The sequence below is a fragment of the Shewanella sp. 30m-14 genome, from assembly GCF_052977125.1.
The window spans coordinates 1-14059 of the sequence record NZ_JBRILW010000041.1; the positions used below are offsets into that span (position 1 = coordinate 1).

The following is a 14059-nucleotide window of genomic DNA, read 5'->3' on the forward strand; positions in this document are numbered from 1 at the left end:
GCTTGGCTAGTTGCCTGCTTCACCGTGTCAGTGGGGTCGCATTATAGGGAGATTCGAAAAGAGCGCAAGTGCTTTTTATAAAGAACTTGTTCGCATGCTTATCTTTTCAACAACGCACGATTTATCGCTCATTTATCACGCTTTCGCTGTTTAAATCTGCACCAATTTTGCACTAGCTTGCAGATAAAGTTCATTTTTTCAGCAACACACTAGAGTATTGGCTAATAATTCATTACCATAGTCAGGTTATTAACAGTTAGTTATCAATTCATTTATTCTTTAGAGATTATATTTATGCAGAAGTCATTCTTGATCGTCTTGGCCGTAGCCATTATAGGTGCACTCGCTATTTTTCAGATCGCACCCGATCTAAACGGTGCCATTGCTTTCTTTACTGGTGCCATCATCGCGAGCGTTATTTTTTCTCTTCAATCTAAAACGCCTGCCTCAACAACTGACAGCAACGAACCATATAGCGGTCCGACTATGACACTATATGTAGGTAACCTTCCTTATAGAGTACATGAGGGTGAAGTAAAGGCGTTATTCGGCGAATTCGGCCCAGTAAACTCTGTTCGCTTAGTTCGCGATCGTAAAACAGGGCGCCGTAAAGGATTTGGATTCATTGAAATGTCAGAGGCTGGTGCTAAGAAAGCCATGACTAAACTTAATGAGTTCGACTTCCAAGAAAGAACATTGAAAGTGCGCGAAGCTAAATCACAAGATTCAGATAAGAGCGACAACGCATAACAGGTGTTATAGCTAACCTAGATTAGTTGAAGAGCGTGACACTATTGTAGTGAATCCTTTTTCAGCTAATCGGGTTGTTAGCCCTACCGCTATATCTTCAGTTGTATAGATTGCCTCCCACACCTTATCTTGTTGCTCTGCAGCATCACCACTATCGACTTCACTTAATAAGTAACGCACCCTTTGTGCTACAGCTTTACCTGAATCAAGCAAAGTAACTCCTTTACCTAGCACCGACTGAATTTCAGCTGCTAAGATTGGGAAATGTGTGCAACCTAAGACTAAGGTATCTAAATTCGATAATTGAATCGGTTTAAGCTGTGACGCTAACTTAATTAAGTCAACTGTTTCGCCTGCTAGTTTTGCTTCAGCCAACATGACAAGTTCCGATGACCCAAATAAGTCGACCTTACAATCACCGGCAAACTCTTCAATTAACTCTCTTGTATAAGAACGCTTAATCGTACCAGGGGTCGCTAGCAAACCTATATGGTGAGCCTTTGAAATTTGCGCTGCTGGTTTGATTGCTGGTACAACCCCAACGATAGGGATCGAGAGCCTAGCTCTTAATCCCGGCAACACTAAGGTACTGGCAGAGTTACACGCAACGACAACCAGTACTGCATCGGTTCGTTTTACCTGTTCACAAATCAGATCTACACAGCCATTAATTAATACCGTCTCTTCAAGTTCGCCGTAAGGCAAGCGAGCATTATCGAATAGATAGCAATAGCCTTGGTCGGGTAATACTTTTTTGATCTCATCAAAGATAGATAGACCACCAATCCCTGAGTCAAAAATAAGAATAGGTCCTGACACAAACATTCTCCGCTATAAAAAATATTTCGATATATATAAATGAACCTGCAGTAATGTCTCACTTGCGGCAGGATTAGCTATATTGCTTTAGAATTTTCCCACAACCTAGATAAAATCGGAAGCCAGAAACTGGACATCCCAGCTATCTAGTATAATATTCCGCCCCTAATTAATGCCAACGGTGATCAAGATATGAATTTAGCAGCAATGGATCCTACAACCTATGATGTGCAACTCGAAGCAAAGCGCGTCAAGTTAACCCAGTTATTTGCTGATTTTGATACCCCAGAACTAGAAGCATTCAGCTCAGAGCCAGCTCATTACCGTATGCGTGCAGAGTTTAGAGTTTGGCATGAAGGTGAAGATCTTTACTACTATATGTTCGATAAGGAACTTGATAGTAAAGTCCGTTGCGACCAGTTCCTGCCTGCGAGCGAACTTATCAACAAAATGATGCCAGCCTTAGTCGAGCTATTAAAGCCGAATACTATTTTGCGTCATCGTTTATTCCAAATTGATTTCTTATCGACCCTTAGCGGTGAAATCTTAGTATCTCTGCTTTATCACAAGCAGCTAGATAGCGAATGGGAGCAGCAAGCTAAGATATTAAAGCAAACGCTAAGTACTCAGTTTAACGTTAACTTAATCGGACGTGCACGTAAGCAAAAAATCATCTTCGATAAAGACTACGTGATTGAGTCTCTCATGGTTGCTGGTAAGCAACTACAGTACCATCAGATTGAAAACAGCTTCACTCAACCTAATGGTAAAGTATCAGTTAAGATGCTGGAATGGGCTATTGATGTCACTAAAAACAGTACTGGCGATCTACTAGAGCTTTACTGTGGTAATGGTAATTTTTCCATTGCGCTGGCACAAAATTTCGATCGCGTACTTGCAACTGAACTGGCAAAGCCATCGGTTGAGTCTGCACAATACAACATCCAGGCCAATCAGGTCGAAAACCTGCAGATTATCCGAATGTCGGCTGAAGACTTTACTGAAGCGATGGCCAAGAAGCGTAGCTTTAGACGTTTAGAAGGTATCGATTTAGACAGCTATAACTGCAATACCATTTTCGTTGACCCACCGCGTGCAGGCTTAGACGCTGACACTGTAAAACTGGTACAAGGTTACGAGCGGATTGTTTATATCTCGTGTAATCCACATACCTTAATCGAAAACTTAGCTGAACTGAGTAAAACCCATAAGATCACTCGCTTTGCACTGTTTGACCAGTTCCCATATACCGACCATATGGAGTCAGGTGTTTTTCTTGAAAAGAAATAACCTTCAACTGACACACTTGCTCTAAACAACAACGGCATCCCTAGGATGCCGTTGTTGTTTACGTCACTAACGCATTATTTCTGTTCTTTCTTATTTTGCAGTGCCTCAGAACCTTTCGCCACCATACGCAGTTGTATCACTAATCTGTCAGCTAATATCTTACGATCTGCTCGCTTCATATCTAATGCTGCGGCCCCCGCATTAAATACCAAAGTCACTAACGCTTCAGCCTGCGCATGCGCTAATTCTGGCGAGCGATTAGCTGTCGCTTCAGTGTAATGAGTCAACTCAGAAATGAAGTGCTCTATTTCACGGGCAACCGCTCCTCTAAAAGGAGCTGATGTCCCCGAACGCTCGTGCAGTAAAATACGAAATACGTTTGGATTGGACTCTAGTACTTCCATGAAGGTTTCAACCGAAATGCGAATAACGCTACCACCGGCTTCAGCACGTTGGCGCCCTTTACGCATCATCTGCCTCAGGGTTAAACCACCTTCATCTACCATAGTTAAACCCAGCTCGTTCATATCTTTAAAGTGGCGATAAAACGATGTTGGAGCAATATTGGCCTCACGGGCGACTTCGCGCAGACTCAGACTAGAAAAGCTACGTTCGGCGCTTAATTGATTAAACGCCGCATCGACAAGTGCTCGCCGAGTCTTTTCTTTTTGTTGTGCTCTAATGCCCATGTTGAACCTACTTACGAAAATTATTCCTTAAATAATACCGCTTTTTAACACAAAACGCAGCATCTACAAACTTGACCCATGTCACTATCCAAGTTAAATTAGCGTACAGATGTACGCTCAACAAGAGATTTAAAACTATAATGAAAAAACCTCCCCTCATCTGGATGAATGTGAGTCTATTTACCATCACATTTGCCTGCGCTGTAATATTCGTGCCTTGGTACGGTATCGCTTATGGCTTTGATGCCATTGAATGGATCGCCTTCGTGGTCCTCGCTTTTGCAAGTGGCCTGTCAATCACAGGCGGCTATCATAGACTCTGGTCACACCGTACTTATAAAGCTCATGCTTCGGTACGGTTCCTGTATGCTCTTGGTGGCGCATTAGCCCTGCAAAATAGTGCTTTACACTGGTCTTCTGACCACCGAGTGCACCATAAGCATGTAGATAACAACGATAAAGATCCCTATTCAGCAAAAATGGGATTTTGGTACAGCCATATTGGCTGGATGCTGCGTGAATACCAATCGCAACGCTACCATGACTATAAAAACGTTCGCGATCTACAAAACGATAAAGTCGTGATGTGGCAACATAAGTATTATCTACCGCTCTTACTTATAATGAACTTTGGCTTACCTATTTTATTGGGTTGGCTGAACGGCGATATCCTTGGCATGTTATTGTTAGCCGGACTGCTGCGCTTAGTGGTTGTACACCACTGCACCTTCTTCATTAACTCGTTAGCCCATATTTGGGGTTCTCAACCCTATACCGATAAGAACACCGCTCGAGATAATGGCTTCTTAGCAATCCTAACCTACGGTGAGGGTTATCATAATTATCATCATATTTTCGAAAATGATTATCGTAATGGTATTCACTGGTGGCAATACGATCCAACTAAATGGTTGATAAACGGATTAGCCTCGATAGGTTTAGCTACAAACCGTCGCGTTGTACCACAGGAACGTATTGAACACGCCCGTTTGCAAATGCAACTAAAGCGTACTCAAAATAAGGTGGCTCATTTGCCTAATAGCGAAGAGATCATCGACAAACTGCAAGCTGAATACGAAACACTAAAAACTCACCTTGCAGAGTATTACGACGCCAAGAAAACCTTGATTGAAGCCAAGCGTAAACAGCTTGCTGATAAGCAACTACTTAACCAAGTAAAAGAACTAAAGTTACGCTTTAAGCAGCAACAAAAAAGCTGGCACAGTTTGACTGCAAGCTTTAGCTAAATTCAATGCAAATAGAAAGCCGCTATCAATGCGGCTTTTTTTATTTTTACGGCTCTCGTTTTGCTAAACACAGCAAGTATCGCCCTTCAGGATAAGGTTCAAGTCTCAACTTGTGCTTGAGGTCGATTGAAGTCCCTCGGTTATGGGTCTATTATGATCGGCTACTTACCATTTTCAGGGCGTTTTAAGCTCATGTCAGATTCAGAAATCAAACTTACCGAGTATAGTCACGGCGCCGGTTGCGGCTGCAAAATATCACCCAAAGTGCTCGGCACGATACTCGCCACCCAACTGCCTGTTTTTGACGACCCTAACCTACTGGTGGGTAACCAAACCCGAGATGATGCCGCCGTCTATAAGTTAAATGAGACCACAGGCATTATCAGTACCACTGACTTCTTTATGCCGATAGTCGACGACCCATTTACATTTGGTCGTATCGCTGCGACAAATGCCATCAGTGATATCTACGCCATGGGCGGCACACCTATGATGGCCATTGCGATTTTAGGCTGGCCAGTGAATAAACTACCCGCAGAAGTGGCACAGAAGGTCGTTGATGGCGGCCGAAAAGCCTGCGCCGATGCAGGTATCATGCTGGCCGGAGGCCATAGTATCGATTCACCGGAGCCTATTTTTGGTCTAGCCGTAACCGGCCAAATCCCACTAGAAGAGCTTAAGCAAAACGATACAGCAAAAGCGGGCGATAAACTTTATCTGACTAAGCCTTTAGGTATTGGCATTTTGACCACAGCACAGAAGCAGAAGAAGCTAGCGGATGCCGATTTAAATACTGCGGCAGAAGCCATGTGCCAGCTGAATATCCTTGGCCCTAAAATCGCTAAGATCCCGCAGGTTAACGCGCTAACTGATGTCACGGGATTCGGGTTAGCAGGCCATCTACTAGAGATGTGTCATGGTGCAGACTTACATGCCAAGATTGACGTGAGCTTACTGCCTTTATTACCTAATGCACGCCACTACCTAGAGTTAGGCTGCATTCCAGGCGGCACTCACAGAAACTTCGACAGTTACGGTGAACACTTACCGACACTCACTGATGAGCAAAAAGCGATTATCTGTGACCCACAAACCAGTGGCGGATTACTTATTGCTGTTGCTGCCGATGGCGAGGCGGTCTTAAAAAATCTGCTTACCGAAAATGGTATTGAACCCATTTGCATTGGTCAGTTAATTGAAAAGAATACGGCTACAACCGTGGAGCTTATTTAATGTCACTCAATAAAGTGCGTGCAAGCGAATATCGCCGAATACTCGTTAACGATCATCCAATAATGGATGCGCGCGCACCCGTAGAGTTTGAGAAAGGTGCCTTTCCTGCCAGTATTAATCACCCTTTAATGGAGGATGAAGAGCGTAAAAAGGTGGGTACTTGCTATAAAGAACGTGGCCAAGAAGCTGCGATCAAACTCGGTCATTCACTGGTTCATGGTGACATAAAGCAGCAAAGAGTCGATGCTTGGCTAGACTTTTTCAGCAAGAACCCAGGTGGCTACCTTTATTGCTTTCGTGGCGGCCTCCGTTCTCAGTTAACTCAACAATGGTTAAAAGAAGCAGGCCTAGATATCCCCTTTATCGAAGGGGGTTACAAAGCGATGCGTCAGTTTCTCATTGAAACCATCGATGATGCGCCAAACGTGAAGCCAATGCGGATCCTTAGTGGGATCACCGGTAGTGGTAAAACAGATTTTCTACTAAAGCGGAAAGAAGCCGTCGATCTAGAAGGGCTTGCTCACCATCGTGGCTCTAGCTTTGGTCGCTATCATGAAGCACAACCAAGCCAGATAAACTTTGAGAACGCACTCGCTGTCGCGCTATTAAAGCACCAAGACAGTGATGCCAAGCATTTACTACTTGAAGACGAGAGCTACCTAATTGGTCGTTCAGCCTTGCCCCAAGCTTTTTACGCAGGGATGCAAGCTGCTGGAGTATTGGTCCTAGAGGAATCTTTAGATGCAAGACTGACACGTCTTCTTAATGAATACGTGCACAAGATGCATTCTGGTTATATTCAAAGACTGGGTGAAGAAGAAGGCCTTGAGGCATTTGCCCAATACCTAGCGCAGAGCATTACCGGCATCAAAAAACGCCTAGGTAACAAGCAGCATGATGAGTTTCAAGCAATAATCACTAACGCGCTAACTATTCAGACGAGTCAAAATGATACCAGTGCGCACTTAGAGTGGATTGAAATGCTACTGGTAAAATACTACGACCCTATGTACCAATATCAAATCGACAAAAAAGCCGACCGAATTATCTTTAAGGGTGATCATCAGGCTATGCACCAGTGGCTAGATAACCAATAACGCCAAACTTACACCTCACTCGCACTCATGGTGTTATAAGCACTATTAGCTGCAAGTGGGGTGACTACTAATGTTAGCTTATTTCCACAGCTGTTATCTGTCACCGTCTTTACCGCAACTAACTTAAAGTCTGCAAAATCAGTGTGGTTTATTAACTGGGTTAGCGTACCTTGATCGACACAAACTAGGCTATCGAGCTGCATATTCTCTCCCGCATGCCAACATAAACGAGACATCATTCCGGCCAAAAAACGATGCGTCTTCATCTGTTTACATAAACTTGGTGCGAACAACATAGGATGGGTAAAACTCCCATAGATCAGCAATATGTCACGCCAAGATAGACTCTTAGTCACCACTAATAGTCTGGAAGATTGATGAAGCAACTCAGGATCTAGCAGCTGAGTTTTATGCTTAACTCTGCGGATAAAATAACTAGCAACACGTAAAAATAATTCAGGCCAACGCCAAAGCAATAACAGTAGCACCACCAGATTAGAGGCTGCCAATACCAGAAACAGACGCTCTATAGGCCACTGCAATACATTCAACACCAGCATGGAAAAAATTGCTGAGCTCACCATAAATAACGCGTTGATAATATTATTACTGGCTATCGCCTGAGCACACTCCCCCTCTTTTGCTCGCGCCTGAATATAGGTGTAAAGCGGTACAATGAATAACCCACCTCCGACGCCAATCATAAATAGATCGAACATCAAGCGGTAATGAGCGCTATCAGCGATAAAAACTTGAAGATGATACAGAGTATCGAGTGACACCTTATTGGGCAGAGCAAAATACAAGTCGATACCAAATACAGCTAAGATCCCGAGACCGAGCGGCATAATACCCAGTTCAACTTGCCTGTAAGACAGACGCTCGCATACAAAAGAACCGCCCCCAATACCGATAGAGAAAAGCGTTAATAGTAACGACACCACGGTGGGATCTGCATGCAAGGTAATACGCGCAAAATTAGGGAACTGCGTCAGATACGTTGCCCCCACAAACCAAAACCAGCTAATCGCCAAAATAGCGGTCCAGATCCCAGGCGTTTTCCGCACCTTTGTGATATTCGCCATCGTCGCTGAAACAATCGAGAAACGAGGCTTGATATCTGAGTGCGCTGGAATGCTAGGAATGAACCAACTGGCAAGCATACCAATCAGCGCCAAAATAAACACACTGGCGGCAGCCCAATAAGTCGCATTATGACTCGCTACAATAAGCCCTGCCGAAATAGTACCGATTAAGATCGCAAGAAAGGTGCCCATCTCCACCCATGCATTACCAGAAACTAACTCACCACTATCTAGCACTCTAGGAAGCAGAGAGTACTTCACCGGACCAAAATAGGCAGATTGTACGCCAGTAAGAAACAGCAGCAACAACATGACTAAATAGCTATGGCTCAAAATGGCAAATATCGCCACCGTCATAATCATCAATTCTAGGAACTTGAGTCTGCGGATCAATAATGCCTTATCAACATAATCGGCAATCTGCCCCGCATGGGCTGAAAACAGTAAAAAAGGTAGGATAAAGAGACCAGCAGCCAAGTTTACAAATAGATTTACATCTATCGGTAACTCATCGAGTTGCGAATAAGCCACCAAGAGCAACAGTACATTTTTAAACACGTTGTCATTCAATGCACCTAAGCATTGAGTCACAAAGTAAGGAAAGAAGCGTCGGCTAAATAACATCAGCCAGAGATGTGAACGGGTTTTTGATATGTCATTAGTAACCTAGGCTCACCTTCACCAAAATAATCGACTTCAAAAGCTTGCTCGGTAAAACCACAGCGTAAATACAAGGCTTTCGCCGGGTTGTCTGGCGCTACTGTCAGGTTGATTTGATTAACCTCTCTAGGCAATGTCGCTAACAGAAGTGAGATGAGTTTGGTGCCAACCCCTTGGCCGCGAGCGCTGTCAGCGACGGCAACCGATAAGATCCAGCAAACACTCGCTTTAGCACTCGTCGACGCCAATAGATAACCAACAATATTTGCGTTGACATCCTTTGCCACCAAAAAACCATTGGGCCAACAGTCTAGTGCTTGTCTGAAGAAAAAATCTGGGTAGCAATGCCCGGCGAAACACTCGCGTTCTAGTGCATCAATCGCGGCAAGATCTTGCTTACACGCGATTGAAATCTGAGTTGAATCATTCATTGATAAGGATTTGGTCCCACTCCAGTGCTGGCGCACCGACCACGATAAAATTAGGGTTTTCTAAGCTTTCTCGCTCGTTGTAGGTTAGCGGTTGTAGATTCAGATCCATGATCTGGCCACCGGCTTCCTCGACAATAATCTGCGCGGCGCCGGTATCCCACTCACCCGTTGGTCCAATACGCACATAGCAATCTGCACGGCCTTCTGCAACGAGGCAACTCTTAAGCGCTGCGCCACCCAATACCACTAGTTCACAGTGCTTATTGTGATTAAACAGCTTAATCACTGATTGTGGATCTTGGCGGCGACTTACCGCTAAGCGTAATGATTCAGAACCATCCTTACTCAGCTGCTTACTGGTTATACGTACTTCAGCGCCATCTTTACGCTTGTAGGAGCCTAAACCTGCAATGCCGTAATAACACACTTCAGTCATTGGCACATACACTACGCCCAAAATCGGACGATTGTGCTCAACTAGCGCAATAATGACCGAAAAATCACCGCTGCCCGCTATAAACTCTCCCGTACCATCCAATGGGTCCACTAACCAGTAGCGTTGCCAGTCACAGCGTTGTGCGAACGGAATATTGGCATCTTCTTCTGATAATACGGGGATATCGGGCGTCAGCGCTTTAAGCGCATTGGTAATGATTTCATGGGCGGCGAGATCTGCAGAAGTCACTGGCGTATTATCAGATTTAATCTCGCGTTCGAAATCACCTTTCTGATAAATATCACGAATTTTCTGGCCTGCTAACGTTGCAATTTCAATGACTTGATCTACATAATTCTCTGGCTTCATAACTACTCCAACAGCCTAATACCCATGACCTACGTTGTTTTTACTATCTTAGTTGTAGATGTTTTTGCGCTAAAAATAAAGCACTTACGCTACGCGATTCTGAAAAATCTTCTTCGTTTAATAGATCTTGCCATTGTGCTAACGGCCAAGGAACCATGTCGATAGGTTCAGGCTCATCACCTTCTAGGCTACTTTCATAAAGATCTTCAGCTAAAAAGATCTGCATCTTACTGGCAAAATAACCCGGCGCTAAGCTTAATTCCATTAAATGCGTTAGCTTTCTCGCGCCGTAACCTATCTCTTCTTGAAGCTCGCGGTTAGCAGCCTCATGGGCTTCTTCACCGGGATCGATTAAGCCCTTAGGAAACCCGAGTTCATAGCTATGAGTACCTGCAGCATATTCTCGACCGAGTAATAACTCCGTGCCATTGAGCACAGGGACCACCATCACGGCTCCACGATTATTACCTTTCATGCGTTCATATTGGCGCTCAACTTGATTAGAAAACCGCAAGTGCACCTGTTCAATTTGAAACAGTCGACTTCTAGCTACGATTTCAGCGTGCAAAATTTCCGGTTTCTCATTCTTTTTAGTCATACACATCCCAGTGCCGCTGCCGACTTGTCATTTAATTCAGTATAATCTTACTATTGTTCACCCAATCTACAACATGAATTTTCTAGGATCGCGTAACTATGTTTCCATGGAACGAAATTGATACCGTTTTACTCGATATGGATGGGACTTTACTGGACCTGCATTTCGACAATCATTTTTGGCTACAGCTGATCCCTAAGGTACTCAGTGAACAGCGAAATATCTCTATTAAAGAAGCCAGCGACTGGGTTGAGCAGTGCTACACCAATGTAGAGGGAACCTTAAACTGGTACTGCCTCGACTATTGGGAGCAGCAGATGGGGCTGGATATTATGTCGCTGCACCGCACTTTAGCTGAACGGATCCAGCTACGCCAAGACAGCATGCCTTTTTTAGATGCGCTTAAACACGCCGGAAAACAGCGTATTTTGGTCACTAACGCCCACCCAAAGAATTTAGGCTTAAAACTAGAGCATACCGATTTAGCCTTAGGGCTCGACAGTATGCTCTCCAGCCATGAAACTGGTTACCCGAAAGAACATCCATTATTTTGGCAGCATCTATTTAAACAGTTTAATTTACAGCCTAGTCGCTGCCTGTTTATCGATGATAACGAAACCATATTAAAAGCAGCAAAACTGGCGGGTGTGGGTTACCAACTAGGAATATCTAACCCTGATAGCCAAAAACCCAATAAGGTATTCGATGATTTCCCTGCCATTGAAGATTATCACCACTTGCTAGATGAGCTGCTTAAGCAATCGTAAAATAGAAACAGAACAGTAAAAAGTCCACCTTTTGAACTAGGTGGTTTAGGGCTGAAAACAGAAAAGGCGCCAATTAGGCGCCTTTTACTATTAACAAAATAGTTGAACTAAATAGGTAAGCGACCTTGATAAGTGATCGGGTAGTAACCTTGGCTGTCCTTCTTGCCTAAGAAAGATAGCGCCTTTTTCAAGTCATCCGGCTGGGTATTCACTTCGCGAATTTTGGCGTTCACTTGCACCATTTTTTGATCCGCCAGTACAATTGTACCGTCCAAACCTAACCCATTTAGCTTCTCATCAGTGGTCAATTCAATTTTACCATCGAGACAGGCTAGGCCTAGCGCAATATCACCCAATGGATATTTACCAAACTGGTTAGTGACATTCACTTGGTTTAAAAACAACTTACCCGATAGCTGTTCGCACCAAGGCAAACCTTGCTCAAAGTTGTCGACCAGTACACTTAAGTCGCCGTTAACTTTAGTTCTAAAAGGTAAGTTAGTGCGTCCTAACAAAAAGCTGCTTGGCGCTTCAAATCTTAAGCCTGAGGCGTCGAGTCCTGACATTGAATAAGCTATGGTACCTTTACCGTTAACCGCACTTGCACGGCTACCAATCACCACATCGGCCTTAACGGTTCCCGTTAGCAACGACCAAATATTCAGGTCCCACGTTATCATTTCCACCTGGCGTTTTTGCACACTCAGCGTTGCAAGACTGCCCGCCCAAATCGTGCCAGACACCCCACTAATAGCTACATCTTTTGGCAAGGGGGCCAGCTTTACAGCAACACTGGCCGGAAATAGCACCACTAAAAATACTAAGTAGACTACAAAGCCCAGTGCGATCTTTTTTGCTAATTTCACTACAACACCTTACTTGGACAGCTGAATACGACGAACATTAACGTAACCTGGGGTGTCAGACTCGGCTAAGTCTAAACTTTCTAACGATAATCCCTTTTTCTGTACCAATTCATTCAAATAATTTAGCAAGGTATCGAAAGGCACTTCATCCATCCACACTTGAATTTTATTTCCTTGTGGCTGCATTCGAGTAATGGTGAGTCCAAATGCACTAGCGGTTTGGTTAACCGCCGCACTCAAGCTACCTCTAAATGCGTTACTACTGCCGCTTTGCTTCAGCCCTGCAATACGGTTGGCGGTTTGCTTAACGTAGTTTAGCGTGCTTTGTTGGCCCTCTAGCCTACGCTCTGCTTCAGCTTCCGCATTAGCGATAGGGGTCCATACACCCCAATACAAAATACCGATGACCAATACCACACCACAAGCTGCAACCATCTGCTGCTCGCGTAGTACTAACCCACCCCACCAAGCTTTAAAGTTTTCCATCTTATTTGCTCCTTATGGTTAAGGTGCTGGTGACTTGAGATTCACCGCTATTCATCGCACCACCATCAAGCTTGTAAGAACGCGCAATGATCTCTTTAAACTTTTCAATCTGCTCATAGTTCTTGGCTGTGACCTGCATGCGAATTTCATTGCGGTTACTGTCAAAGCGCAATGTTGTCGGCTTAAGCTCTGGTACTTGCGCAAACGCATCTTTCATACCGCTTAGCATGACAAAGAATTCGCTACCACTGCCACCACCTTGAAGGGTACGTACATAGCTTTCCATCTGCGAACGCAAGTTCACTACACGCGAGCTACCAGGCACCACTTGCTTATAAATCTGCTCGCTTTGCACCTGCAGTGCATCGGCATCGCTATTCATTTGATGAATATTGAGGCCTTTATTCACTAATGCCAAAACAATAATCACAATAAATGCGATCGCTGTATTACGCCATAACGTTAGATGTTTACCATACTCTTTCTTTGGCTTATAAACGCCAGAAAGTAGGTTCATCGGCGCATTCAAAATACCTCTAGCCAGTACTAACATAGGCAGGTCTAGCGGCTGAACTTTGACGTCGGTGCCCGCGAATTGCAGTTCGGTATAACCCGCAACAGACACTGGTGTGCTGTTCGTTGCGCTCAGCAGTTGCGGCAAGGCCACATCAAGCCAGCTTTGGCTCAAACTGACTCCGCTACCTTCACCGGTACGCACTAAAACCTCTTTGCCAAAACTCATCGCAGCCCAGTCACACTCAGCCAATGGCAAAGCCAAGCAATCTGGTACGATACATTTAGCCTTCAGCCCTGCATCACTAAGCCACTCTATCCAAGCTTGCATCTGTTCGTGTGCGACAACAGCGATACTTAAGGCATCACCCTCTCGCGGCCCCGTCACAAAGTGCAACTCATCAACATTTTGAGCAAGGTTCTCTTCTAGCATAAAAGGCAATGCCTTTACCGCTTGGCGCTGACTTTTTTCTGGCAGCTCAACTTGCGTCAATGTAATGCTTGAGGCAGGCACTAATACGTCAACCGCACGATTACCTGCTCTTTCAGTAAGAGTCGATAGTGCACTGGCATCGCTAAGCTCGCCAGAACCTATAATTTCTTGTTCCTGCTCAGACCAAACAAGCCAAGAGCAAGGCTGCTCGGCAGTTTGTCCTAAACGGATAAATAGTCTTTCACTCACTGAGTTATCTCCACGCGTCTCTTTAACGTTATTAAAGGACT

At 44.5% G+C, this 14059-nt stretch carries 15 protein-coding genes; 6 read left to right on the plus strand and 9 right to left on the minus strand.

What is annotated here, in order from left to right:
- Positions 1-294 precede the first annotated feature (294 nt).
- The gene (locus ACVBIU_RS19910; RefSeq protein ID WP_447161100.1) at positions 295-750 is read left to right on the plus strand and encodes an RNA recognition motif domain-containing protein; all 456 of its coding nucleotides are present in this window, start codon (positions 295-297) and stop codon (positions 748-750) included.
- Between the two features lie 12 nt (positions 751-762).
- On the opposite strand, the gene murI is transcribed toward ACVBIU_RS19910, so the two are convergent.
- Positions 763-1569, minus strand: a complete 807-nt coding sequence (gene murI / locus ACVBIU_RS19915; RefSeq protein ID WP_447161099.1) for a glutamate racemase — start codon at positions 1567-1569, stop codon at positions 763-765.
- A 192-nt stretch (positions 1570-1761) separates the two neighbouring features.
- Here murI and trmA point away from each other — a divergent pair, with 192 nt between their 5' ends.
- Positions 1762-2859: a tRNA (uridine(54)-C5)-methyltransferase TrmA gene (trmA, locus tag ACVBIU_RS19920; RefSeq protein WP_447164605.1), complete on the plus strand. Its 1098-nt coding sequence runs from the start codon at positions 1762-1764 to the stop codon at positions 2857-2859.
- A gap of 74 nt (positions 2860-2933) precedes the next feature.
- Here the strand turns inward: trmA and fabR are convergent, their stop codons facing one another.
- On the minus strand, positions 2934-3548 hold the full coding sequence (gene fabR, locus ACVBIU_RS19925) for an HTH-type transcriptional repressor FabR (RefSeq protein ID WP_447161097.1): 615 nt from the start codon (positions 3546-3548) through the stop codon (positions 2934-2936).
- Between the two features lie 140 nt (positions 3549-3688).
- On the opposite strand from fabR, the gene ACVBIU_RS19930 reads away from it, so the two are divergent.
- From ACVBIU_RS19930 to mnmH, 3 genes are all read left to right on the plus strand, one after another.
- A complete protein-coding gene (locus ACVBIU_RS19930) occupies positions 3689-4795 on the plus strand; it encodes an acyl-CoA desaturase (protein WP_447164604.1) in 1107 nt (368 codons plus the stop codon).
- A gap of 192 nt (positions 4796-4987) precedes the next feature.
- Positions 4988-6028, plus strand: coding sequence for a selenide, water dikinase SelD (gene selD / locus ACVBIU_RS19935; protein ID WP_447161095.1), 1041 nt, complete (start codon positions 4988-4990; stop codon positions 6026-6028).
- On the plus strand, positions 6028-7125 hold the full coding sequence (gene mnmH / locus ACVBIU_RS19940) for a tRNA 2-selenouridine(34) synthase MnmH (protein ID WP_447164603.1): 1098 nt from the start codon (positions 6028-6030) through the stop codon (positions 7123-7125). The genes selD and mnmH overlap by 1 nt, the downstream gene beginning before the upstream one ends.
- An 8-nt stretch (positions 7126-7133) precedes the next feature.
- On the opposite strand, the gene ACVBIU_RS19945 is transcribed toward mnmH, so the two are convergent.
- From ACVBIU_RS19945 to nudE, 4 genes are read right to left on the minus strand one after another with little or no spacing between them, the layout of a single operon-like run.
- Positions 7134-8834, minus strand: a complete 1701-nt coding sequence (locus ACVBIU_RS19945; protein ID WP_447164602.1) for an MFS transporter — start codon at positions 8832-8834, stop codon at positions 7134-7136.
- Positions 8834-9301 (minus strand): GNAT family N-acetyltransferase, encoded by a 468-nt coding sequence (locus ACVBIU_RS19950; RefSeq protein WP_447164601.1) that lies wholly within the window; start codon positions 9299-9301, stop codon positions 8834-8836. Before ACVBIU_RS19950 ends, ACVBIU_RS19945 begins: the two co-directional genes overlap by 1 nt.
- A complete protein-coding gene (gene cysQ / locus ACVBIU_RS19955; RefSeq protein ID WP_447161091.1) occupies positions 9294-10106 on the minus strand; it encodes a 3'(2'),5'-bisphosphate nucleotidase CysQ in 813 nt (270 codons plus the stop codon). Before cysQ ends, ACVBIU_RS19950 begins: the two co-directional genes overlap by 8 nt.
- A gap of 43 nt (positions 10107-10149) precedes the next feature.
- Entirely contained in the window at positions 10150-10704 is a 555-nt protein-coding gene (gene nudE, locus ACVBIU_RS19960; protein ID WP_447161090.1) for an ADP compounds hydrolase NudE, read from the minus strand.
- Between the two features lie 98 nt (positions 10705-10802).
- Between nudE and yrfG the strand changes: the two genes are divergently transcribed.
- Entirely contained in the window at positions 10803-11471 is a 669-nt protein-coding gene (gene yrfG, locus ACVBIU_RS19965; RefSeq protein WP_447161089.1) for a GMP/IMP nucleotidase, read from the plus strand.
- 107 nt (positions 11472-11578) lie between these two features.
- On the opposite strand, the gene ACVBIU_RS19970 is transcribed toward yrfG, so the two are convergent.
- The 3 genes from ACVBIU_RS19970 to gspL are packed head-to-tail and all read right to left on the minus strand — an operon-like array spanning position 11579 to position 14018.
- A complete protein-coding gene (locus ACVBIU_RS19970) occupies positions 11579-12337 on the minus strand; it encodes a type II secretion system protein N (RefSeq protein ID WP_447161088.1) in 759 nt (252 codons plus the stop codon).
- 9 nt (positions 12338-12346) lie between these two features.
- Positions 12347-12823 carry a type II secretion system protein M gene (locus ACVBIU_RS19975; RefSeq protein ID WP_447161087.1) on the minus strand — a complete coding sequence of 159 codons (477 nt, stop codon included), beginning with the start codon at positions 12821-12823 and terminating at the stop codon, positions 12347-12349.
- Position 12824: 1 nt separating this feature from the next.
- Entirely contained in the window at positions 12825-14018 is a 1194-nt protein-coding gene (gene gspL, locus ACVBIU_RS19980; protein WP_447161086.1) for a type II secretion system protein GspL, read from the minus strand.
- Between the last annotated feature and the right edge of the window lie 41 nt (positions 14019-14059).